We start from the raw sequence: 21,699 nt of genomic DNA, 5'->3' as shown, positions 1-21,699 counted from the left end.
TTGGCGATCTCCTTGACCTTGTCGTCGAACTGCTTGATGTTGCCGGGGTTCACGCGGACCGCCGCGCAGCCCGCCTCGATCGCGGCGAAGACGTACTTGGGCTGGAAGTGGATGTCCGCGATCACCGGGATCTGCGACTTCCTCGCGATCACGGCCAGGGCGTCGGCGTCGTCCTGCGTCGGGCAGGCCACACGGACGATCTGGCAGCCGGACGCCGTCAGCTCGGCGATCTGCTGGAGCGTCGCCCCGATGTCGGACGTACGGGTCGTGGTCATGGACTGCACCGACACCGGGGATCCGCCCCCGACCGGTACCGGCCCGACCTGGATCCGTCGCGACACGCGTCGCTCGGCGATCGGCCGGACCGGTACCTCGGGGACGCCCAGGGAGATGGCGGTCACGACGTCAGTCCCGGTTCGAGGAGACGGTCTCGCGCATGGCACGCAGGGACTCCTTGAGGGAGCCCATGGTGGCCAGGACGGCGGTGGGCTCGTAGCCGCAGTGCGCCATGCAGTTGGCGCAGCGCGGGTCCTTGCCGCGGCCGTACTTGCCCCAGTCGGTGTCCTCGATCAGCTCCCGGTACGTCGGGACGTACCCGTCGCTCATCAGGTAGCAGGGGCGCTGCCAGCCGAAGAGTGAGTAGTTCGGGATCGCCCACGCGGTGCACGGGAAGTCGACCTTGCCCTCCAGGAAATCGAGGAACAGCGGGGAGTGGTTGAGCCGCCAGCGGGCCCGGTTGCCGCCCGAGAAGGCCTTCTTGAACAGCTCGCGGGTCTGCTCCACGCCCAGGAAGTGCTCCTGGTCGGGCGCCTTCTCGTAGGCGTAGGCGGGCGAGATCATCATCTCGTCGACCTGGAGGTCGTCGTTGAGGAAGTTGAGCACCTCGACGATGGTCTGCGGGGTGTCGGTGTTGAAGAAGGTCGAGTTGGTGGTCACCCGGAAGCCGCGCCGCTTGGCCTCCTTGATGGCCTCCACGGCCTCGTCGAACACCCCCTCCTTCGCCACGGACTCGTCGTGCCGCTCCCGCAGCCCGTCGATGTGCACCGCGAAGGCGAAGTACGGCGAGGGCTTGAACTTGTCCATCTTCTTGCGCATGAGCAGCGCGTTGGTGCAGAGGAAGACGTATTTCCGCTTGGCCACCAACTGGCGGACGATCTCGTCGATCTGAGGGTGCATCAATGGTTCGCCGCCGGCGATGGAGACCATCGGCGCTCCCGATTCGAGCACCGCCCCCACGGCCTGCGCGACCGGCATGCGCTGCTTCAGCACTCCGGCCGGGTGCTGGATCTTGCCGCACCCCTCGCACTTGAGGTTGCAGGCAAAGAGCGGCTCCAACTCCACGATGAGCGGGAACTTGTCCCGTCGGCGAATCTTCTGTTCGGCCAGGTATGTAGCGACCTTGATGGACTGGCGCAGCGGCATGGCCATCTGGCTCACCTCCGGGGGAGCAGCAAAGAACGGTGCCATTCGAAGAATGCGGGAAGAACGGATCGAAGGACGCGGAAAGCCGATATTCCACCGCGCACCGTGCCGATCCGGACGAGTTCGTGTTCTGGAGCGTCCACGACCACTCGGACGGCCGCAACCGGGCGCGCGCCCGCCCGGACGGCGCTCAGGAGCGTGGCCGCGGACTCCATGTCGACGGCGATCGCGCCGGTCGCGAGCAGGTCGGCGCGTTCGGGGCCCCGGACGACATGGTCCGAGCCGGTCAGCGGCCCGGTGTGGACGGTGCGCCCCGGCACGGCACGTGCGAGTTCCTTGACGAGCCGGTCCGTCCCGACGCCGGCGACGGTGCCGCGCGGGTCCCGGGTCTCCTCGGCGACGACCAGGTCGCCGGGGTGCATGCCGGGGGCGAGGCCCGCGCAGAAGCCGGTGGCCAGCACGGCGGCGCCGTCGAGCGCCGGGTCGGCCAGGACCCGGGCGACCGAGCGCTCGGCCGCCTTCGGGCCCATGCCCGTACGCAGGACGGTGACCGGCCCGCCGGCGCCGCCGCGGTCGCCGGTGCGCAGGGCGAGGTGCTCGATGCCGAGCGCGCAGGCGATCAGCAGCGGGGACGGGCCGGACTGTCGGTTCATCAGCTGCCCTTCACCTCGGCCGCGGACGTCTCGGTCGAGGGCTGCTCGGCGGGGGCGATGACCGCCGCCGCGTGCGGCTTCTTCGCGAAGGGGTCGCCGTGCACGTACCTGCCAAGCGCGGTGAGCGGGAAGACCTGCCGGTAGAGGTGGTAGTTGATGGAGAAGTCCCAGGGGAAGCCGGTCCCGGTGAAGTAGGGCTCGTCCCAGGAACCGTCCTCCCGCTGGGTGGCGGCCAGCCACTCGATGCCGCGTTCGACGGCCTTGGACTCCCGCTCCCCCGCCGCCAGCAGGGCCATCAGCGCCCAGGCCGTCTGCGAGGCGGTCGAGGCGCCCCGGCCGCTCCACTCCCTGACGTACCGGTAGGAGCGGAGGTCCTCGCCCCAGCCGCCGTCGTCGTTCTGGACGGACTCCAGCCAGGTCACCGCGCGGCGGATGGCCGGGTGCGAGGCGGGAAGTCCGGCGGCGGTCAGGGCGGGAACGACGGAGCCGGTGCCGTAGACGTAGTTGACGCCCCAGCGGCCGAACCACGAACCGTCCGCCTCCTGTTCGTCCAGCAGCCACTGGATGCCGCGCCGGGTGCGCGGGTCGTGGGCGAGGCCCTCCACGGCGAGCATCTCGACGACGTGCGCGGTGACGTCGGCCGACGGCGGGTCGATGACCTCGCCGAAGTCGCAGAACGGCAGCCGGTTGGGGAAGGAGCTGGTGTTGTCGACGTCGAACGCGCCCCAGGCGCCGTTCTTCGACTGCATGCCGAGGTTCCAGCGCACGCCGCGGCCGATCGCCTTCTCGACCCGTTCCGGGTCGTGGTGGCTGACCCGGCGCAGGGCGAGCACCACCTCGGCGGTGTCGTCGATGTCGGGGTAGTTGTCGTTGTGGAACTCGAACGCCCAGCCGCCGGGCGGGAGTCCGGGCCGCTTCACCGACCAGTCGCCCGGACGCACGATCTGCTCGCCGAGCATCCAGTCCGCGGCCTTCACCAACTGCGGGTGATCGGCGGGCACTCCGGCGTCGGCCAGCGCGATGGTGGCCAGGCAGGTGTCCCACACCGGGGACTGGCAGGCCTCGATCATCCGGGCCCCGTCCTCGCGCCACACGGCGAAGCGGTCCAGCGACTCCAGGCCCGCGCGCATCACGGGGTGTTCGAGGTCGTAGCCGAGCAGGTACAGCGCGATGACCGAGTACACGGCCGGCGGCTGGATGCCGCCCCAGCAGCCGTCGTTCTCCTGCCGCTCGATGATCCAGCGGGCGGCCGTGTTCATCGCGGCCCGGCGCAGCCGGCGCGGGGCGACCTTGCGGTAGGCGTGCAGTGCCTTGTCGAGGCGCTGGAAGACGCCGTCCCAGCTCGCCGCCGGTGCCGGGGGCCGTGGAGGGTTGGGGAGCGCCGGGTCGGTGTGCAGCTCGTCGAGCGGGAAGGGCGCGGGACGTACCGGCCGCTTCGCGGAGACGATGGTCAGCGGCACGATGGTCTGCCGGGCCCAGCAGCCGAAGTCGTAGATGTTGAGCGGCACCCAGGTGGGGAAGTAGATGAGCTCCGGCGGGAGTTCGGGCAGGTCGTCCCACTTCCACCAGCCGAACAGGGCGAGCCAGATCCGGGTGAAGACGCGGGCGGAGGCGATGCCGCCCCGGGAGCGGATCCACTCCGACGCCCTGGCCATGTGCGGCGCGTCGGGCGCGTCACCGGCCAGGCGGAGGGCGACGTAGGCCTCGATGGTGGCGGACAGGTCGCCGGGGCCGCCGTAGAAGGTGGCCCAGGTGCCGTCCTCGCGCTGCTCGCCACGGATGAAGAGGGCGGCGGCGTGTGTGGTCTCGTCGTCCAGGATGCCCAGGAACTGGCGGAGGAGCAGGTCCTCGGCGTCCATCGTGACGTTCGTCTCGAGGTCGCCCTTCCACCAGCCCTGGGCGTCCTGCCGGGAGAGCAGGAAGTCCGTGGCGCGCCGGGTGGCGCGTGCGGCGGCTTCTGGTACCCCGGCCGCCGTCGCGGGGATCGTGATGTCGGTTTCGCTGGCCGCGGCTGCGAGGGGCTTCAGGGTGGCCCCGGTGCTTCCGTCGGTCGTCGCTGTCATGGCTTCCCCTTCGTGCAGTAACAAGTGGTGCTTCTGCTGTGGGTCCGCCGTCGGCCGGTGCTCGTCTTCCCACGACACCGGCCGGCGACTACGCGAGGGCTATTCGACCGATAGTGATCATCTCTTTCGTACGACGACGAAGTCCGCGAGCGCCGTGAACCGGTCCCGCACCCGGTCGGGCATGTCCACGGCGCCGAGGGCTTCGATGGCGATGGTGTGCTGACGGCGTGCCTCGTCGGCGGTCCATTCCCGCCCGCCCGCTTCCTCGATGAGGGCGGCGCGGGCCGCGAACTCCTCCTCGGAGAAGTTCGCGAAGTCGCTGGTCTTGGCGTCGGCGGCGAGGATCTCGCCGAGCCGCTCGGAGGCGGGGCCGCCCGCCGCGAGGGCGGCCACGACCGGGAGGGACTTCTTGCGCTGGCGCAGGTCGCTCCAGGTCTGCTTGCCGGTGGACTCCGGGTCGCCCCAGATGCCGAGGAGGTCGTCGACGGCCTGGAAGGCGAGGCCGAGGTGGTAGCCGTACTTCTCCAGCGTGTCGGCGGTGTGCTCGTCGGCGCCGCCGAGCACCGCGCCGATGGAGCTGGCGGAGGCGAGCAGGGCGCCGGTCTTGTTGCCCTCCATCTCCAGGCACTCCTCGACGCTGACGCGGTCGCGGTGCTCGTAGGAGATGTCCTGGGCCTGGCCGTCGATGAGGGCGCGGGTGGCGCTGGTGAGGCGGCGGGTGGCGCGGCCGGCCTCGACGGTGCCCAATTCCAGGAGCACCTCGCCCGCCAGCGCGAACAGCGCGTCGCCGACGAGGATGGCCTGGGCGGGGCCGTGCACCTTCCAGACCGTGTCGCGGTGGCGGCGCTGCTCGTCGCCGTCCATCAGGTCGTCGTGCAGGAGGGAGAAGTTGTGCACCAGCTCCACGGCCACCGCTCCGGGCACGCCGACCTCGGGCGCGGCACCGGTGACCTCGGCGGAGAGCACCGCGAGCGCGGGGCGGACGGCCTTGCCGCCGTCGCCGTCCGCGGGATTGCCCTGGGCGTCGATCCAGCCGAAGTGGTAGGCGGCGACGGTGTCCATGGGCGGTGCCAGGCGGTCGACGGCCGCCCGCAGGACCGGCGTGGACAGGGTCCGGCCGCGCTCCAGGAGCGCGGTCACGTCCACCGTGGTCCTCGGAGCGGCCTTCGGGGCCGGGGGCACAGTGGGCACAGTCTTTCCTCCAGTTGCGGTACCGGGAGTGCGGGAGTCGGTCCCACGCGGATCGGCTTTCACGCCGCCTCCTCGAAGAAATCGGGAAGGAGGCCGCGGGACCGGCCCAGGGCGCCGAGCGCGGCGCCCGCCGCCCCGACACCGCTGCGAACCGCACTCTCCATGGTCGCGGGCCACCCTGTGGCGGTCCACGCTCCGGCCAGGTAGAGGCCGGGTGCCTTGGTACGGGCGCCGGGCCGGAGCCGTCCGACGCCGGGGGCGGGAGCGAAGGTCGCGGTGCGCTCCCTGGTCACGAAGAAGTCCTTGACCTCGGCACCCCGGGTGCGGGGCAGCAACCGCTCCAGCTCGGGCAGGTACCGCTCGCGCAACGCGGCCACGGGCTCGTCGATCTCGTTCTGCGCGGTCGACTGCGACAGCGCCAGGTACTGACCCTCCTTCAGTCCGGAGGCCTCGGTGCGGTCGAACACCCACTGGACCGGGGTGCCGAGAGCCGTGAGGAACGGCGTGGCGAGCACCTTGCGGTCGTAGATCACGTGGACGTTGAGGATCGGCGCGGTGCCGATCTCCAGAAGATTTCCGGGGGCGTCGAGGGCACCGGCGGGCAGCAGGTCGTGCGCCTCGCGCTGCGGCACGGCGAGGACGACCGCGTCCGCCTCGAGCGTCTCGTCGGGAACCTGAACGCTCCAGCCGCCGTTCTCGTTCACACAGACGGAGGTGACGCGTGTACGGACCTCGGTACGGACGCCCGCGGAGTCGAGCGCCCTGCGGGCCAGCCGGTCGTGCAGTTCACCCAGCGGGACGCGGGCCCAGCCGATGTCGGCCGCGCCCGGGTCGGACAGCAGACCGGTCTTGAACACCATCGCGGCGAGCCCCAGGGAGGCGTCGCCCGCGGCCGCGTTGAGGGTGGCGACGCCGACCAGGTCCCACAGGGCCTCGACGGCACGCGCCGACTGACCGTGCCTGGTCAGCCAGCTGCCGAAGTCCTGGGTGTCCAGGGCCGGATCGGCGAGGTCGAGCCCTTTGAGCGCGAGCGCGGCACGCCCGACACTCGCGCGCTCGGCGAGCGAGAGATGCGGATACGTGGCGAGGCTCCGCCCCAGATGCAGGGGTACGGGCAGCGCGTCGCGCCGCAGTCTGCCGAGCCGCCGTCCCTCCGGCCTGGCCAGGTCGAGAACGGGCACGTCGAGACGGTCCTGCACGGGAGCGAGCGCCGTCCCCCCGATACGGTCGAGGAACCAGCGGTAGGCGGTGCAGCAGCGCAGGTACACGTGCTGGCCGTTGTCGACGGTGAGGTCGCCGCGCCGGAAGGAGAAGGCGAGCCCGCCCAGGCGCGGCCGCCCTTCGACCAGGGTGACGCGCACTCCGGCGTCGGCGAGCGCGAGCGCGGCGGTGACTCCGGCGAGCCCGCCACCGACCACGACGGCGTGTCCGCCGGGGCGGAGGGCTGAAACGTCCGCGAGCTGCCCGCCGTCACGCGTGCCGTTACCGTGCGTCATGGTGCGCCCTTCCCTGTCCGGTCGCCGCGGTGCTTGAACGGCGTACGGCAGACCGTCTCAGTCAGGGACGCCGACCGCCACCGGAGGGTTGACCGCCGTTCTTCGCCGCAGGCACCGCCCGGGTCCGGAGTGTCGAGTGTGCCGGATGTGTCCATCAGGCGCGCCTCCTGACGGCCCGCCGGGTGACGTGCCGGGCGTCAAGACCGGACAGGCCGCGCACGGCGACGTACGCCTTCTCGCGTCCGGGGAGCGATACCCGCCCGCGCAGCACGGCCTCCGGATCGCGCTCGATGCGGTCCAGGAGGCGGCGGTAGATGCCGGCCATGGCGGCCACGCAGGCGCCGCTGCGCCGGTCGAGCATGGGCAGCAGCCGGTAGCCCTCGGCGAAGAGGGCGCGGGCCCGACGCACTTCGAAGTGCACGAGGCCCGCGAAGTCGGAGCCCTCGGGTGGCGTCGGTCCGCTGAACCCGGCCGAACAGCCGAACTTGGCCAGGTCGTCGGCGGGCAGGTAGGTCCGCCCGCCCTCGGCGTCCTCACGGACGTCCCGCAGGATGTTGGTGAGCTGAAGCGCGAGTCCGAGCGTGTCGGCATACTCCGGCGCGCGCTCGGCGCCGCGCGCCCCCGGTTCCGTACCGAACACGCCGAGTGAGAGGCGTCCGATGGCGCCCGCCACGCAGCGGCAGTAGACCTTCAGGTCGTCCCAGGTCTCGTAGGTCTCGCCCCGCAGGTCCATCTGGACGCCGTCGATCAGCTCGTCGAGACCGCCGAGCGGGATCGGGAAGGCACGCGAGGCGTGGGCGAGGGCGACGGCGACCGGGTCGGTGTCGTCCTCGTCGACCGCGCCCTCGTGGATGCGGGCGAGCACGGCTCGGGTCTCCTCGAGCCTGGCGACCTTGACGTCGTCCGCCAGCACCCCGTCGCCGATGTCGTCGACGCGGCGCGAGAACGCGTACAGCGCCGACATCGCCCGGCGCTTGGGCGTCGGCAGCAGCCGGATGCCGTAGGCGAAGTTGCGGGCCTGCTGTCCGGTGACGGCCTCGCAGTAGCTGTAAGCGGCGAGCACCGGTGCCGACGCGTGCGCTGACGACTCCACGGTCCCGATCACCCCTCTCCTCGCAGGGTCACGCCCACCTCGCGCAGCAACTGGACCTTGCCGGGCTTGGGCGGGCCGGGAAGTACGTCGTGATCGGCGGCGGCGATCGCCCGGAGGGCCGCCCTTCCTCCCGCCACGAATCCCGCGAGCAGCAGGCGCAGCCTGCCGTGGACGCTACCCACCAGGGGGGCGCCCTCATGCAGCAGATCGCGGGCGCGCCCGGCTTCGTACGCGACCAGGGCGCGTACCGGCGCGCCGGCGGTGGGTGCGGCGAGGTCCGTCTCCTGGACGTGGAAGCGCTTCATGTCCTCGGCGGGGAGGTAGACACGGTCGCGGCCCAGGTCCTCGGCGACGTCCTGGAGGTGCTCGACGATCTGCAGGGCGGTGCAGATCGCGTCGGAGCGGCGGATCCGCTCGGGCGTCGAGGTCCCGGTGACGGCGAGGACGAGCCGGCCGACCGGGTTGGCGGACAGCTCGCAGTAGGCCAGGAGGTCGTCGTAGGTCTCGTACCGCCCGACCAGCTGGTCCTGGCGGTTGGCGGCGATCAGGCCGAGGAAGGGCCCGGGGGTCAGCGAGCGGCGGCGCACGGTCGGCTGGAGGCGGCGCAGCAAGGGGTGGCGGGGGGTGCCGTCGAAGACCCTGCGCAGGTCGTCCTCGAAGGCGTCCAGCATCAGCAACCGGTCTTCGGCGCGGTCGGCGGGGACACCGAGGAGGCGGGCGTCGGCGCCGCCGGGGGCCAGGTCGCCGTCACCGATGTCGTCGACGAGGCGGGCGAAGCCGTACACGGCCATGAGGTCGGTGCGCCAGTCGCGCGGCAGGAAGAAGGGGGCCACGGGGAAGTTCTCGTCCGCTGCCTTGGCGAGGGTGCCGCGCTCCGGGTCGACGGCGTGCGTCGTTTCGGTCACCGTCATCGCGGACTGCCCTGGGCGGCGACGGCGCACGCTTCGCGGAGGTGGGGAGTTTCCGTAGCCATTGCCGTCACATCTCCCGTTCTACACTGCCGACCCAACGCACACTATTTCGGACACGCCGCCCGACCGCCCGCGCGACAGGCCCGCTCGAGGGTGTCGGGCATTATCGCCCCATGTGCCGCGTTTCGGGACCGGTACAGCTTACGTTGTACAACTCACAGAGGTCCGCCGGGGTCCTCCGCGCATCACAAGAACACACCGATCGGCTTCAAGATTCCTGAGAACGCCAGGAGTTGACGTTTCCTTTGCAGACGCGGGGCCGCGCGGGAACAGTTCCCGCGCGGCCCCGGCGTGTCGGGCTACTTGCCCGTGAACTTCTCGTACTCCTTGAGCACCTCTTCGGTCGGTCCGTCCATGCGCAGCTCGCCGCGTTCCAGCCACAGCACGCGGTTGCAGGTGTCGCGGATGGACTTGTTGTTGTGGCTGACCAGGAAGACGGTGCCGGCCTCCTTCTTCAGCTCCCGGATGCGCTCCTCGGAGCGCGTCTGGAACTTGCGGTCGCCGGTGGCCAGCGCCTCGTCGATCATCAGGACGTCGTGGTCCTTGGCGGCGGCGATGGAGAACCGCAGGCGGGCGGCCATGCCGGAGGAGTAGGTGCGCATCGGCAGGGTGATGAAGTCGCCCTTGTCGTTGATCCCGGAGAAGTCGACGATGTCCTGGTAGCGCTCCCTGATCTGCTCGCGGGACATGCCCATGGCCAGTCCGCCGAGGATGACGTTCCGCTCGCCGGTCAGGTCGTTCATCAGGGCCGCGTTCACCCCGAGCAGGGAGGGCTGGCCGTCGGTGTAGACCTTGCCCCGCTCGGCGGGCAGCAGGCCGGCGATGGCCCGCAGCAGGGTCGACTTGCCGGAACCGTTGGAACCGATCAGGCCGATGGCCTCGCCCCGGTAGGCGGTGAAGGAGACGCCCCGCACGGCGTGCACCTTGCGCACGCCCCGCGCCTCGTCGTCGGAGCCCCGCCTGATCATCCGGCTCAGGGCGGCGGTCGCGCTGCCCTTGCCGGTCTTGGCGCCGTTGACGCGGTAGACGATGTGCAGTTCGTCCGCGATGACCGTCGGCACCCGCTCGCCCTGCTGCTGCTCAGCCACGGCCGTACCTCTCCTCCGCCTTCCAGAAGTACACGAAGCCGCCCACGGCGAGGACCACGGCCCAGCCGAGCGCGACCGCCCACACGTGCGGCGGCAGGTTCTCGGAGCCGTAGCCGTCGATCAGCGCGAAGCGGATCAGGTCCATGTAGACGGCGGCCGGGTTCCACTGGAGCACGTCGGCCAGCCAGGCCGGCTGGTCCTCCAGCATGATCGGGATGGAGAACATGACGCCCGACGCGTACATCCAGGTCCGCATGACGAACGGCATCAGCTGGGCCAGGTCCGGCGTCTTCGCCCCCATCCGGGCCACGATCAGCGCCAGCCCCATGTTGAAGAGGAACTGCAGGACCAGCGCCGGCACGACCAGCAGCCAGGACAGCGAGGGGTAGCTGCCGAAGCCGATCACCACCGCGAACATCACGATCATCGAGGCCAGCAGCTGCTGGAGCTGTTGCAGCGCGAACGAGATCGGGAGCGAGGCGCGCGGGAAGTGCAGCGCCCGCACCAGGCCGAGGTTGCCGGAGATCGCGCGTACACCCGCCATCGCCGAGGACTGCGTGAAGGTGAAGACGAACACACCCGTCACCAGGAACGGGATGTACACCTCCTTGTCCATGCCCCGGCCCGCGTTCAGGATCAGGCCGAAGATCATGAAGTAGACGAGCGCGTTCAGCAGCGGGGTGGCCACCTGCCAGAGCTGGCCGAGCTTGGCCTGGCTGTACTGGGCGGTCAGCTTCGCCTGGGAGAAGGCGAGGATGAAGTGCCGCCGCCCCCAGAGTTGACGGACGTACTCGCCGAGGGACGGCCGGGCACCACTCACGGACAGCCCGTACTTGGCGGCCAGCCGGGCCGGTGTGAGGCCCTCGTCGGGCGACACGGGCTTGGTCATGGCGACCGTGCCGTCGTGCGTTGTCTCACTCACTGGTGGAAACTTTCCTTCGGAATGCCCGGCCGCGCGGGCCTGGCATGGACCTGGTGGCCCGGTTCGGGCCGGGACGCTCTCGGATACGAGCTTGTCAGATCACGGGAGGCCGGCCCAGCCGGGTCAGCCGCCACACCGTACGCCACCTCATGGGCCGGCGAGGGCCGCAGGGGGTGGCCCACCCCTCGCGGAAGCCGCCGAACCAGGCCTTCAGGGCAGGTCGTGAAGGGCGGCGCAGCAGCGTGAGCAGCATCCACACCCCGAGGTAGACCGGGACGAGGAGCGCGGGGAGGTTGCGGCGGGCGAGCCAGACGCGGTTGCGGGCGACCATGCGGTGGTAGACCGCGTGCCGCGAGGGCGCGGTCGTGGGGTGGTTCAGCACCATGTCGGACCGGTAGTCGATCATCCAGCCCGCGTCCAGCGCCCGCCAGGCCAGGTCGGTCTCCTCGTGTGCGTAGAAGAACGCGTCCGGCAGGCCGCCGACCTGGGTGAGGACGCGGGTGCGGACGGCGTTGGCGCCACCGAGGAAGGTGGTCACCCGGGAGGAGCGCATCGGGTCGGAGGCGCGCAGCCGCGGGACGTGCCGGCGCTGGGTCTCGCCGGTGTCCGGGTCGGCGATGCGGAAGCTGATGATGCCCAGCTCGTCGTCGGCCGCGAAGGCCCGGCGGCACAACTCGGCGGTGTCGGTGCGGGCGAGCAGGCCGTCGTCGTCGAGGAAGAGCAGGATGTCGACGTCACTGCCGCCGGGGCCGAAGGCCTCGATGCCGACGTTGCGGCCGCCGGGGATGCCCAGGTTCTCGGGCAGCTCGACCGTGCGGACGCCGTCCGGCACCTCGGGGACGGGCGAGCCGTTGCCGACCACGACCACCTCGACCCGGTCGCCGTCCTGCTTCGCGACCGAGTCGAGCAGAGCGCGCAGCTCCTCGGGGCGGTTGCCCATCGTGATGACGACGGCGCCGACCTTCATGGCCCCGCTCACTTCAGCCTGCTGGAGGCGAGGATGGACACCAGGTGCAGCAGCGTCTGCAGCAGCGCGATGCCGGCGAGTACGGCGGTGCCGAGACGGGTGAAGAACAGGTCGCCGCGGCTAGCGTCCACGATGGCGAGGACGAGGATCAGCAGGGACGCCTCGATGCCGAGGATCAGCCGGTGGAACTTGAGCGCCCCGGCGGCCCGGCGGGCCAGCGCCATGCCGGAGGAGCGCGGCTCGGACGCGGACTCCTGGACCGGCGCCTTGCCGGTCTGGTGCCGGGCCACGCCGACGAGGTCGGTCTCGGCCTTGATCAGGATGGCGCCGAGCGCGGCCAGGGTACCGAGGAAGGCCCACAGCCAGTCGATGCGTCCGGTGCCCCAGATGTCGGCGGCGCGCAGGCCGAGGCCGACCAGGACCGCGGCGTCGGTCAGGTAGGCGCCGACCCGGTCCAGGTAGACGCCGCCGAGCGAGTACTGCTTCTTCCAGCGCGCGACCTCGCCGTCGACGCAGTCCAGCAGCAGGTACAGCTGGACCGCCACGACGCCGAGCACGGCGCCCGTGATCCCCGGCACCAGCAGGGCCGGGGCCGCGAGCACGCCGCAGACGGTCATCAGGTACGTGAGCTGGTTGGGCGTGATCCTGGTGTTCACCAGGTAGCGGTCGATCCGCAGCGAGACCTCGCGCATGTAGAGGCGTCCCGCCCAGTGCTCACCGCTGCGCCGGTCCTTCACCCCCGCGGGGTGGACGACCGGACGTAGTTCAGCTACCGATGGCCTTGACATAGTCGGCGTACAGGTCCTTGATCTGGTCGGTTTTGAGGTCGAGGTGCTCGAGGATCGTGTAGCGGCCGGGCCGCGTCTGCGGGGCGAACTCCACGGCCTGGAAGAACTCGGCCGGGGTGAACCCGATCTCCTCCGGCAGCACCGGCAGTCCGTGCCGGCGCAGTACCTCGGCCATGTGGGCGGACTCCTCGTGGGCCCCGCGCAGATACATCGCGAAGGCCGCGCCCAGACCGCACTGCTCGCCGTGGGAGGCCGCGCGGGTGGGGAAGAGCAGGTCGAAGGCGTGGTTGATCTCGTGGCAGGCGCCGGAGGCGGGCCGCGAGTCACCGGAGACCGACATGGCGATGCCGGTCAGGACCAGGCCCTCGGCGAGCACCTGGAGGAAGTCGTTGTCACCGACGCCGCCCGGGTGCCGGAGCACGGCCTCGCCCGCCTGGCGGGCCATCGCGGCGGCCAGGCCGTCGATCCGCTCGCCCTTGACCCGGTTGGCCAGCTCCCAGTCCGCGATCGCGGAGATGTTGGAGACGGCGTCGCCGATGCCGGCGCGCACGAACCGCACCGGGGCATCGCGGATGACGTCCAGGTCGATGACTACGGCGATGGGGTTCGGCACGCCGTAGGAGCCGCGGCCCGCGTCGTTGTCGAGGGTGGCGACCGGCGAGCAGAGCCCGTCGTGCGCGAGGTTCGTGGGCACGGCGACCAGCGGGAGGCCGATGCGCGCCGCGGCGAACTTGGCGCAGTCGATGATCTTGCCGCCGCCGAGGCCGACGACCGCGTCGTAGTGGCCGCCCTTCATGGCACCGGCCAGCTTGATCGCGTCGTCCAGGGTGCCGCCGCCGACCTCGAACCAGTCGGCGCCTGGCAGCGACGGGGCGACACGCTCGCGCAGCCGGGCGCCCGAGCCGCCGCTGACGGCGACGGCGAGCTTGCCCGAGTGGGAGATGCGCTCGTCGGCGAGCACACATCCCAGGTCGTCGAGGGCACCCGCGCGGATGTCCACGACGACCGGCGACGGGATGAGCCTCGTCAGTACTGGCACGCGATCTCCCTGCCCTTGGCGAGGTCGTCGTGGTTGTCGATCTCGACCCACTTGACGTCGCCGATCGGCGCCACGTCGACCTTGAAGCCGCGGTTGACCAGCTCCTGGTAGCCGTCCTCGTAGTACAGCTGCGGGTCGCGCTCGAAGGTCGTCTTCAGGGCGTCGGCCAGCTCGACGGCGGCCTCGCCCTCGATGAGGGTGACGCCGATGTACTCGCCGGTCGCCTCGGCCGGGTCCATCAGCTTGGTGATGCGCTGGACGCCCTTGTCGGGGTCGACGACGACCTTCATCTCCTCCTCGGCGAGGTTCTTCACCGTGTCGAGGGCGAGGATGATCTTCTTGCCGTCGCCGCGGGCGGCGAGCAGGGTCTTCTCGACGGAGACCGGGTGCACGGTGTCGCCGTTGGCGAGGATCACGCCGTCCTTGAGGGCGTCACGGCCGCACCACAGGGAGTAGGCGTTGTTCCACTCCTCGGCCTTGTCGTTGTCGATGAGGGTGAGCTTGACGCCGTACTTCTGCTCCAGCGCTTCCTTGCGGTCGTACACGGCTTCCTTGCGGTAGCCGACGATGATCCCGACCTCGGTCAGGCCGACCTCGGCGAAGTTGGCCAGCGTCAGGTCCAGCACGGTGATGCTGTCCTCCGCCCCCTCCGGGCCGACCGGGACCAGTGCCTTGGGCAGGGTGTCGGTGTAGGGGCGCAGACGGCGTCCGGCGCCGGCCGCCAGCACGAGGCCGATCATGCGGGTTCTCCTTCGTCGTGTACGGCGGGTGCGCCGACCTTGTGGGCGGCGACCCAGAAGCGGATGCTCTCCACGAGCACCACGAGAGCCACGGCCACGGCGAGGACCGTGAGCGCGACCTTGAACTGTGAGGCGGTGAGCAGCACGGCCAGCACGGTGATCACCAGCGTGCGGCCCTCGTGCCCCCCGACCGTCCGCACCAGCCACTGCGGCGGCGCTCCCGCGTCGCCGCGGATGCGGTAGACCGTGTCGTAGTGATGGTAGGCGACCGCGGCAACCAGCCCGAAAGCCGCTGGAAGCGCACCGTTCACGTCCGCTTTCGCCGCCAGTACCAGGACGGTGCCGTACTCGGCGGCGCGCAGGAACGGCGGGACCAGCCAGTCGAGGGCGCCCTTGAGAGGGCGGGCGACGGCGAGGGCGGACGTCAGGACGTAGACGATCGCGGCGACGGCCGGCCAGGGGCCGCCGAAGTCGGTGAGCGCGGCCGTCGCGACGACGGCGACGCCGCCGAGGAGGGCGACGGCGGGAGCGGTGAAGCCGGGCAGCCGGCGGGCGGTCCGCGCGAGCCCCTTGGCTGCGGCCTCGGCGAGCGGTCCGGAGTCGGCGAGGTCGGCCAGCGCCTTCGCCGCCCGGTCGGTCCGCGTCGCCTTGCGGGTCAGCGAGCGCAGGACGCGGCCCGCCGTGGTGTACGTCGCGGCGAAGGCGCAGCCGATCAGCAGCGCGTAGAAGGTGATCCGGGGCGTGGTGAGCGCGGTCAGGACGGCGATCATGGCCCAGCGTTCGCCGATGGGCAGGACGATCATGCGGCGCACCCAGACCGTCCAGCCCACGCTGTCGAGCTTGTCGGAGAGGGCGGCGGTGGGGCTGGTGTTGGCGGCGGCGTCGTGATTGGCCTCGTTGAAGGAGAAGTCGACGACGTGCCGGCAGGTCTGGAGGACCATCGCGCCGAGGGCGAGGGTCCATACGTCGTCGCCGCCGCGGGCGGCTCCGAGGGCGAGGCCCGCGTAGTAGGCGTACTCCTTGGCGCGGTCGAAGGTGGCGTCCAGCCAGGCGCCGAGCGTGGAGTACTGCAGGGAGTAGCGGGCGAGCTGTCCGTCGGTGCAGTCGAGGACGAAGGAGGCGATGAGCAGGACGCCGGCGGCGACGAAGCCACCACGGGTGCCGGTGGCCGCGCAGCCCGCCGCTATGAGCGCGGTGATGAGCGACGCGGTGGTGACCTGGTTGGGGGTCAGTCCGCGTCGAGCGCACCAGCGGGCGATGTAGCGGGAGTAGGGGCTGATGAGGAAGGTGGTGACGAAACCGTCGCGGGCCTTGACCGCCGACTTCAGGCGTACGGCCTCGTCGTCGACGCCGGCGACGGCCTGCCGTGCCTCGTTGCGTGCCTGGGGGTCGGCGGGGACGGCGGCGACCAGGCTGCCGAGCTCGGGCCGGTGGACGCCCGCGTCGTCGGCGTCGAGGGCGGCGGTGATCCGGTCGGCGAGGCTGTCGACGTCCCCCACGCTCGGCTTCGCTCGCGCGGGGGCACCCCCGCGGGCGGTGCCGCCGTGGCCGGAGTTCTCGCGGGCCATCGCGCGGGTCAGGGCCTGGCGGGCGTCCGGCTGGGCGGTGACGGCGCCGGGGATCGCGGCGAGCGGGAAGCGGGGGTCGGTGAGGCCGAGGCGCAGGGCGTGCGGGTGGCCGACGAAGCGGGCGTCGACCACGGCGACCCGCTCACCGGCCGGCACCCGGGCCAGCACCGTCTCGGCGTCGGCGGCGCCGGAGGCGAGACGCACGTCGAAGCCCAGGGACCGCAGCTCGCTCTCGATCGACGAACCGGGGACCGGCTGACCGGTGAGGATGGCGGTCGACAACCGAACTCACTCCCTGGGTGCCGACGCCTGGGCGCCGGGCCTGTGCATGGTGGGACGCCCGTGCCTGCGGCACCCGGGCGACATGTCGGCAGAGGCTATCGGATGGCTGGAACACCGTGTTCACCGCCCGTTTCACGGCCGGTCGACGCCGCTTGCACCCGCCTTTGCCGCGATCATCATCGTGGATCCGGGGCCCGCCCCACAAACCGCGCTCCCAGACCGGGCATCGCGGACATCGCACAGTGTCGACGGGTGTTCGCTCAGGGTCAGGGACGCCTTGAGCCGGCCGTCCGCCGGCCTCACCCGGACGGCCCGTCCAGGGGGTCGCGGCGCTCTGACCTGCGTAACGTTTCCGCAGGTCAGGGCACATGACAACGGTGTTCAGTGCCGCGTTGCCGGATACCCCCTACCCGTAGTTCACTGTGCTCCGGACGCCGGATGCGGACACACAGGGAGGCTGCTTCTCATGGGGGCTGGGCATGATCACGGGCACGCGCACGGGGCGCAGGCCGGCGGGACGGCGACGGCCGCGTACCGGGGCAGACTGCGGGTGGCGCTGGCGATCACGCTCTTCGTCATGGTCGTCGAGATCGTCGGCGGCGTGCTCGCCGACTCGCTCGCGCTGATCGCCGACGCCGCGCACATGGCGACGGACGCCCTGGGTCTCGGCATGGCGCTGCTGGCCATTCACTTCGCGAACCGGCCGCCCAGCGACCGGCGCACCTTCGGCTTCGCGCGCGCCGAGATCCTCGCCGCCCTGGCCAACTGTCTGCTGCTGCTCGGGGTCGGCGGTTACGTCCTGTACGAGGCGATCGAGCGGTTCATCACACCCGCCGGCACAGCGGGCGGGCTGACCGTCGCCTTCGGCGCGATCGGCCTGGTGGCGAACATGGTGTCGCTGACCCTGCTGATGCGCGGCCAGAAGGAGAGCCTGAACGTGCGGGGCGCCTTCCTGGAGGTGGCGGCGGACGCGCTGGGCTCCCTGGCGGTGATCGTCTCGGCACTCGTGATCCTGGCCACCGGCTGGCAGCCGGCCGACCCGATCGCGTCGCTGGTCATCGGGCTGATGATCGTGCCGCGCACCTGGCGGCTGCTGCGCGAGACCCTGGACGTGCTGCTGGAGGCCGCGCCCAAGGGCGTGGACATCGCCGAGGTGCGCGCCCACATACTGGCGCTGAACGGAGTGGAGGACGTCCACGATCTGCACGCCTGGACGATCACCTCGGGCATGCCGGTGCTGTCGGCGCACGTGGTGGTGAGCGGCGAGGCGCTGAGCGCGATCGGCCACGAGAAGATGCTGCACGAGTTGCAGGGCTGCCTCGGCGACCACTTCGACGTGGAGCACTGCACCTTCCAGCTGGAGCCCAGCGGCCACGCGGAGCACGAGGCGAGGTTGTGCCACTGAGGCCGGGTGGCACCGGTGAACCGCGGTGGGGGCGTGCGCGTACCGGAACGCGCTGCGGAGTGCGGCCGTCCGCCGCTCGTTCACGTCCTGCCCAGGTCCCGTCTCCCGCGGCGCTTCTCCCGGCCACGCCGTGGACGGTTCCCGGCCCGCGACGCCGGGCACGATGATCAACTGGGCCCTCCTCGGCGTCCGACCGGTGACCACCGCCGCCCGCGCCGCCGCGCGGGACATGCGGGAGTGCCGGGAAGTGCCGAGAGTGCCGGATTCGTACGGCACACTTGGGGCGCGAGGACCGATGTGAAGGATGGGTATGCCGATCACTCCTGCCACCGCGACGCACAGTTCGTCGAACGGCACCGCAGACGCGATTTTGCTGGAACTGGTCGACGAGAACGGCGTGACGATCGGCACCGCGGAGAAGCTCTCCGCGCACCAGCCGCCGGGGCGGCTGCACCGCGCCTTCTCCGTGTTCCTCTTCGACGAGCGGGGCCGGCTGCTGCTCCAGCAGCGGGCGCTGGGCAAGTACCACTCCCCCGGCGTGTGGTCCAACACCTGCTGCGGTCACCCCTACCCCGGCGAGGCGCCCTTCGCGGCGGCGGCCCGGCGGACGTACGAGGAGCTGGGCGTCTCCCCTTCGCTGCTCGCCGAGGCGGGCACCGTGCGCTACAACCACCCGGACCCGGCCTCCGGGCTGGTCGAGCAGGAGTACAACCACCTGTTCGTCGGCCTGGTGCAGGCAACGCCGCGGCCCGACCCGGAGGAAGTCGCGGAGACGGCCTTCGTGTCGCCCGCCGAGCTGGCCGAACGGCACGGCAAGGACACCTTCTCGGCATGGTTCATGACGGTGCTGGACGCGGCCCGGCCCGCGGTCCGCGAGCTGACGGGCCCCGCCGGCTGGTGAGTCCGCGCTACCGCAGGGCGTGCTTGAGCGGCAGGGCGGCCCAGATCACCTTGCCGCCACTCGCCGTGTGGGCCACGTCGCACGCACCGCCCGACTCCCGGGTGATCTCCCGGACCAGGAGCAGCCCGCGCCCGCCCGTCTGACCGTGGTCGGCCTCCAGGGCGGTCGGGCGGTAGGGGTGGCTGTCCTCCACGGACACCCGCACCCACTCGGGCCCGACGGCGATCTCCACGGCGAGTACCGGCGACAGCACCGCCGCGTGCCGGACGGCGTTCGTGACCAGCTCCGAGACGATCAGGAGCAGGCCCTCGGTCACGTCGTCGGAGACCGGCACGCCCTGGCGCGCCAACAGGTCCCGCACGGCGTGCCGCGCCTGCGGGACCGACGCGTCCACGGCGGGGGCGGTGAACCGCCAGACGCCTTCGTACGGCAGCGGCCCGGCGGGCCCGGTCTCGTCCATCGTCCGGTCGCCACCCTTGGGCTCGATTGTCACCACACCCCTGAGTGTTGGTAACGCGTCGCTCGGCTCCGTAGAACTGAACACAAGTCAGCTGGTATCGAGCACTTCTGATCGTTGGCGTATGACACGGTCAGTTGTGGGACCGTTCCTGTCCCGCTCGCACCGGCCGCGTGAACCCAACGGTCGGCGGATAACATCCGGCGCATGGAGCCCCAGCTGCTGCACCGGGTCGCCGACTCGGTCGCCACCGTCGTCGTCCATTACCCGGCCAAGCGGAACGCGATGACGGCCGCGATGTGGCGGGCGCTGCCCGAGCTGCTCGACACCCTGGCGGGAGACCCGGCGGTGCGGGCGCTGGTGCTCACCGGTGAGGGAGCCACGTTCTGCGCCGGGGCCGACATCTCGACCCTGCGGGAGCCTGCGGAGGACGCGCAGGGGCTCGCCGTTCGCGCCGAGGAGGCCCTCGCGGCCTTCCCCAAGCCGACGCTGGCCGCGATCCGCGGTCACTGCGTGGGCGGCGGGGCCCAGTTGGCGGCCGCCTGCGATCTGCGGTTCGCCGAGGAGTCGGCGCTGTTCGGGGTGACCCCGGCCAAGCTGGGGGTCGTGTACGCCGCGTCCTCGACCCGGCGGCTGGTGGCGCTGACCGGCCCGGCCACCGCGAAGTACCTCCTCTTCTCGGGGGAGTTGATCGACGCCGGACGGGCGTTGCGCACCGGCCTGGTCGACGAGGTGCTGCCGGAGGGCGAACTCGGCAAGCGGGTCGCGGAGTTCACCCGGGTACTGGCGTCGCGCTCGCGGCTGACCCAGGCGGCGGCGAAGGAGTTCGCGAACGGGCGCACCGACCGGGACGCGTACTGGGCCGCCCAGGCGCGCGGCAGCGGCGACACCGCGGAGGGGGTCGCCGCCTTCCTGGAGCGCAGGCAGCCGCGGTTCGGCTGGAACCCGCCGCCGGGTGCGACTACGTCAGGATGAACCGGCTCTTGCCGCGGAACTCCTCGACGAGGTGCGCGGGCGCCTTCGCCGGGGACCCCGCGTCGTAGGGTGGCTGCGGGTCGTACTCGGTCAACAGCTGGACCGCCCGGGCGTGGTCGTCGCCGGCGATCCGGCCGAGCAGGGTGAGGCCCATGTCGATGCCCGAGGAGACACCGGCCGCGGTGACGTACTTGCCGTCGGTGACCACGCGGTCCCCGGTCGGCTCGACGCCGAACCGCTTGAGGAAGTCCAGGGCCAGCCAGTGCGAGGTGGCGCGGCGGCCCTCCAGCAGCCCCGCGGCGGCCAGCAGCAGCGAGCCGGTGCACACGGACGTGGTCCAGGTGCTGGTGGCGTCGGCGGTGCGCAGCCAGTCCAGCAGGGCGCCGTTGTCCATCTGCGGGGTCTGGCCGGGGCCGCCCGGGACGACGACGATGTCCGGGGCCGGTACGTCGGCCAGGGACCGGTCGGCGGTGAGCGCGAGGTTGCCGGTGTCGGTGCGCACGGGGCCCGTCCGCTCGGCGACGAAGACGGTCTCCGCGTCCGGGAGGCGGCCGAGGGTCTCGTAGGGGCCCACGGCGTCCAGGGCGGTGAAGCGGTCGAACAGGACGATGGCGATCTGCACGGGGTTCCTTCCGGTCGGTGCGACGGGTGGATCGGGACTCATCGGACGGGCGCCGGACGGAAACGGCGGCGGTACTCGGCCGGTGAGGTTCCCAGGGCCTTGACGAAGGCGCGGCGCATGGCCTCCGGTGTGCCGTAGCCGCTGGAGCGGGAGATCTCCTCGACGCCGTCGCCGGTGTCCTCCAGCAGTCGGCGGGCGTGTTCCAGTCGGACCCGGTCGACGTACCGGCCGGGTGTCACGCCGGTCTCCGCCTGGAAGGCACGGGCGAAGTGGCGCGGCGAGAGGCGGGCACGGGCGGCGAGGGACTCGACACCGAGGTCTGCGCCGGGATGCTCGGTGATCCACCGCTGGATCTCCCGCAGGGGCTCGCGCCGAGCGGTCTGGGCGGCGAGCTGGGCGCTGAACTGTGCCTGGTTCCCGGGCCGGCGCAGGAACACCACCAGGTGCCGGGCGATGGTCAGGGCGGCGTCCCGGTCCAGGTCCTCCTCGACCAGGGCGAGGGCGAGATCGATACCGGAGGTGACGCCGGCGGACGTGGCGACGTGGCCGTCGCGGACGAAGATCGGGTCGGGGTCGACGTCCACGGCCGGGTGGTCGCGGGCGAGCCGGTCGGAGTAGGCCCAGTGGGTGGTGGCGCGGCGGCCGTCCAGCAGACCCGCCTCGGCGAGCAGGACCGCCCCGGTGCAGACGGAGACCAGGCGCCGGGCGCGCGGTCCGCGTCCCCGCAGCCACTCGACCAGGCGCGGGTCGGGGTCCCGGGAGCCCCGGCCGCCGGGAACGATCAGGGTGTCCGGGACGGGCGCCGCGGCGAGGGCCAGGTCCGGTGCGACGGTCAGGCCGCTGGAGGTGCGCACGGGGGCGCCGTCCAGCGAGGCCGTACGGATGCGGTACGTCCCCGGCGTGTGCTGCTCGGCGCCCGCGAAGACCTCCACGGGGCCGGTGACATCGAGGCTCTGGACGTCGTCGAACAGGACGACGAGGACGGTTCGGTGCGCCATGCCGTCGATTCTTCGCCCGTCCGGCGATGGCCGCAATGACGAGTACCCCACCTTTCCT

Annotated in this window: 22 protein-coding genes; 3 read left to right on the top strand and 19 right to left on the bottom strand. The window is 71.7% G+C overall.

Annotated elements, in window-relative coordinates; genetic code table 11:
• The 16 genes from ACFW48_RS17860 to ACFW48_RS17785 all read right to left on the bottom strand — a co-directional run.
• Positions 1-401, bottom strand: a 401-nt coding sequence (locus tag ACFW48_RS17860) for a flavodoxin-dependent (E)-4-hydroxy-3-methylbut-2-enyl-diphosphate synthase (RefSeq protein WP_386315668.1), incomplete at its 3' end; no start/stop codon positions are given.
• A 4-nt stretch (positions 402-405) separates the two neighbouring features.
• Positions 406-1,428 (bottom strand): adenosyl-hopene transferase HpnH, encoded by a 1,023-nt coding sequence (hpnH, locus tag ACFW48_RS17855; protein ID WP_386315666.1) that lies wholly within the window; start codon positions 1,426-1,428, stop codon positions 406-408.
• 5 nt (positions 1,429-1,433) lie between these two features.
• The gene (locus ACFW48_RS17850; RefSeq protein WP_310869937.1) at positions 1,434-2,075 is read right to left on the bottom strand and encodes a 1-hydroxy-2-methyl-2-butenyl 4-diphosphate reductase; all 642 of its coding nucleotides are present in this window, start codon (positions 2,073-2,075) and stop codon (positions 1,434-1,436) included.
• Positions 2,075-4,138: a squalene--hopene cyclase gene (gene shc, locus ACFW48_RS17845; protein WP_386315664.1), complete on the bottom strand. Its 2,064-nt coding sequence runs from the start codon at positions 4,136-4,138 to the stop codon at positions 2,075-2,077. The genes ACFW48_RS17850 and shc overlap by 1 nt, the downstream gene beginning before the upstream one ends.
• A gap of 117 nt (positions 4,139-4,255) precedes the next feature.
• The gene (locus tag ACFW48_RS17840; protein ID WP_386315698.1) at positions 4,256-5,320 is read right to left on the bottom strand and encodes a polyprenyl synthetase family protein; all 1,065 of its coding nucleotides are present in this window, start codon (positions 5,318-5,320) and stop codon (positions 4,256-4,258) included.
• A gap of 68 nt (positions 5,321-5,388) precedes the next feature.
• Entirely contained in the window at positions 5,389-6,825 is a 1,437-nt protein-coding gene (gene hpnE, locus ACFW48_RS17835) for a hydroxysqualene dehydroxylase HpnE (protein WP_386315662.1), read from the bottom strand.
• Positions 6,822-6,980: a DUF6380 family protein gene (locus ACFW48_RS17830; RefSeq protein ID WP_386315660.1), complete on the bottom strand. Its 159-nt coding sequence runs from the start codon at positions 6,978-6,980 to the stop codon at positions 6,822-6,824. The genes hpnE and ACFW48_RS17830 overlap by 4 nt, the downstream gene beginning before the upstream one ends.
• Complete coding sequence (hpnD, locus tag ACFW48_RS17825; RefSeq protein WP_386315658.1) at positions 6,980-7,930, bottom strand: presqualene diphosphate synthase HpnD; 951 nt, start codon at positions 7,928-7,930, stop codon at positions 6,980-6,982. The genes ACFW48_RS17830 and hpnD overlap by 1 nt, the downstream gene beginning before the upstream one ends.
• Entirely contained in the window at positions 7,927-8,829 is a 903-nt protein-coding gene (gene hpnC, locus ACFW48_RS17820) for a squalene synthase HpnC (protein ID WP_386315656.1), read from the bottom strand. Before hpnC ends, hpnD begins: the two co-directional genes overlap by 4 nt.
• Before the next feature lie 359 nt (positions 8,830-9,188).
• Positions 9,189-9,977, bottom strand: coding sequence for an ABC transporter ATP-binding protein (locus ACFW48_RS17815; protein WP_386315654.1), 789 nt, complete (start codon positions 9,975-9,977; stop codon positions 9,189-9,191).
• Positions 9,970-10,899: an ABC transporter permease gene (locus ACFW48_RS17810; RefSeq protein ID WP_386315652.1), complete on the bottom strand. Its 930-nt coding sequence runs from the start codon at positions 10,897-10,899 to the stop codon at positions 9,970-9,972. Before ACFW48_RS17810 ends, ACFW48_RS17815 begins: the two co-directional genes overlap by 8 nt.
• 94 nt (positions 10,900-10,993) lie before the next feature.
• Positions 10,994-11,866 (bottom strand): glycosyltransferase family 2 protein, encoded by an 873-nt coding sequence (locus ACFW48_RS17805; protein WP_386315650.1) that lies wholly within the window; start codon positions 11,864-11,866, stop codon positions 10,994-10,996.
• An 8-nt stretch (positions 11,867-11,874) separates the two neighbouring features.
• The gene (locus tag ACFW48_RS17800; RefSeq protein ID WP_375906673.1) at positions 11,875-12,654 is read right to left on the bottom strand and encodes a CDP-alcohol phosphatidyltransferase family protein; all 780 of its coding nucleotides are present in this window, start codon (positions 12,652-12,654) and stop codon (positions 11,875-11,877) included.
• Positions 12,632-13,693: an iron-containing alcohol dehydrogenase family protein gene (locus tag ACFW48_RS17795; RefSeq protein ID WP_386315648.1), complete on the bottom strand. Its 1,062-nt coding sequence runs from the start codon at positions 13,691-13,693 to the stop codon at positions 12,632-12,634. The genes ACFW48_RS17800 and ACFW48_RS17795 overlap by 23 nt, the downstream gene beginning before the upstream one ends.
• Positions 13,681-14,433 (bottom strand): sugar phosphate nucleotidyltransferase, encoded by a 753-nt coding sequence (locus tag ACFW48_RS17790; RefSeq protein ID WP_386315646.1) that lies wholly within the window; start codon positions 14,431-14,433, stop codon positions 13,681-13,683. The genes ACFW48_RS17795 and ACFW48_RS17790 overlap by 13 nt, the downstream gene beginning before the upstream one ends.
• Positions 14,430-16,283, bottom strand: coding sequence for a DUF5941 domain-containing protein (locus tag ACFW48_RS17785; RefSeq protein WP_386315644.1), 1,854 nt, complete (start codon positions 16,281-16,283; stop codon positions 14,430-14,432). Before ACFW48_RS17785 ends, ACFW48_RS17790 begins: the two co-directional genes overlap by 4 nt.
• A gap of 466 nt (positions 16,284-16,749) precedes the next feature.
• On the opposite strand from ACFW48_RS17785, the gene ACFW48_RS17780 reads away from it, so the two are divergent.
• Together ACFW48_RS17780 and idi are read left to right on the top strand one after the other, a co-directional pair.
• Positions 16,750-17,688 (top strand): cation diffusion facilitator family transporter, encoded by a 939-nt coding sequence (locus tag ACFW48_RS17780; protein ID WP_386315642.1) that lies wholly within the window; start codon positions 16,750-16,752, stop codon positions 17,686-17,688.
• Between the two features lie 310 nt (positions 17,689-17,998).
• Positions 17,999-18,589, top strand: coding sequence for an isopentenyl-diphosphate Delta-isomerase (gene idi, locus ACFW48_RS17775; RefSeq protein ID WP_386315640.1), 591 nt, complete (start codon positions 17,999-18,001; stop codon positions 18,587-18,589).
• A gap of 7 nt (positions 18,590-18,596) precedes the next feature.
• On the opposite strand, the gene ACFW48_RS17770 is transcribed toward idi, so the two are convergent.
• A complete protein-coding gene (locus ACFW48_RS17770) occupies positions 18,597-19,049 on the bottom strand; it encodes an ATP-binding protein (protein WP_386315697.1) in 453 nt (150 codons plus the stop codon).
• Positions 19,050-19,253: 204 nt separating this feature from the next.
• On the opposite strand from ACFW48_RS17770, the gene ACFW48_RS17765 reads away from it, so the two are divergent.
• Complete coding sequence (locus ACFW48_RS17765; protein ID WP_386315638.1) at positions 19,254-20,021, top strand: enoyl-CoA hydratase/isomerase family protein; 768 nt, start codon at positions 19,254-19,256, stop codon at positions 20,019-20,021.
• Here ACFW48_RS17765 and ACFW48_RS17760 read toward each other — a convergent pair.
• On the bottom strand, positions 20,008-20,643 hold the full coding sequence (locus tag ACFW48_RS17760) for a DJ-1/PfpI family protein (RefSeq protein WP_386315637.1): 636 nt from the start codon (positions 20,641-20,643) through the stop codon (positions 20,008-20,010). The genes ACFW48_RS17765 and ACFW48_RS17760 overlap by 14 nt on opposite strands.
• A 38-nt stretch (positions 20,644-20,681) precedes the next feature.
• Entirely contained in the window at positions 20,682-21,641 is a 960-nt protein-coding gene (locus ACFW48_RS17755) for a GlxA family transcriptional regulator (protein WP_386315635.1), read from the bottom strand.
• Positions 21,642-21,699: the final 58 nt, after the last annotated feature.

The sequence above is a fragment of the Streptomyces sp. NPDC058812 genome (assembly GCF_042744565.1).
Lineage (GTDB): Bacteria > Actinomycetota > Actinomycetes > Streptomycetales > Streptomycetaceae > Streptomyces > Streptomyces thinghirensis.
Note: the sequence above shows the minus strand (reverse complement) of the source record. Positions and strands in the feature narration are given on the sequence as shown.

Excerpts from the sequence above, each read along its gene's own strand:
- ACFW48_RS17770 (WP_386315697.1), bottom strand. The coding sequence starts at position 19,049 with ATGGACGAGACCGGGCCCGCCGGGCCGCTGCCGTACGAAGGCGTCTGG.
- ACFW48_RS17805 (WP_386315650.1), bottom strand. The coding sequence starts at position 11,866 with ATGAAGGTCGGCGCCGTCGTCATCACGATGGGCAACCGCCCCGAGGAG.
- ACFW48_RS17830 (WP_386315660.1), bottom strand. The coding sequence starts at position 6,980 with ATGGACACATCCGGCACACTCGACACTCCGGACCCGGGCGGTGCCTGC.
- hpnC (WP_386315656.1), bottom strand. The coding sequence starts at position 8,829 with ATGACGGTGACCGAAACGACGCACGCCGTCGACCCGGAGCGCGGCACC.
- ACFW48_RS17780 (WP_386315642.1), top strand. The coding sequence starts at position 16,750 with ATGGGGGCTGGGCATGATCACGGGCACGCGCACGGGGCGCAGGCCGGC.
- shc (WP_386315664.1), bottom strand. The coding sequence starts at position 4,138 with ATGACAGCGACGACCGACGGAAGCACCGGGGCCACCCTGAAGCCCCTC.
- idi (WP_386315640.1), top strand. The coding sequence starts at position 17,999 with ATGCCGATCACTCCTGCCACCGCGACGCACAGTTCGTCGAACGGCACC.
- hpnE (WP_386315662.1), bottom strand. The coding sequence starts at position 6,825 with ATGACGCACGGTAACGGCACGCGTGACGGCGGGCAGCTCGCGGACGTT.
- ACFW48_RS17850 (WP_310869937.1), bottom strand. The coding sequence starts at position 2,075 with ATGAACCGACAGTCCGGCCCGTCCCCGCTGCTGATCGCCTGCGCGCTC.
- ACFW48_RS17790 (WP_386315646.1), bottom strand. The coding sequence starts at position 14,433 with ATGATCGGCCTCGTGCTGGCGGCCGGCGCCGGACGCCGTCTGCGCCCC.
- ACFW48_RS17800 (WP_375906673.1), bottom strand. The coding sequence starts at position 12,654 with ATGTCAAGGCCATCGGTAGCTGAACTACGTCCGGTCGTCCACCCCGCG.
- hpnH (WP_386315666.1), bottom strand. The coding sequence starts at position 1,428 with ATGGCCATGCCGCTGCGCCAGTCCATCAAGGTCGCTACATACCTGGCC.
- ACFW48_RS17755 (WP_386315635.1), bottom strand. The coding sequence starts at position 21,641 with ATGGCGCACCGAACCGTCCTCGTCGTCCTGTTCGACGACGTCCAGAGC.
- ACFW48_RS17765 (WP_386315638.1), top strand. The coding sequence starts at position 19,254 with ATGGAGCCCCAGCTGCTGCACCGGGTCGCCGACTCGGTCGCCACCGTC.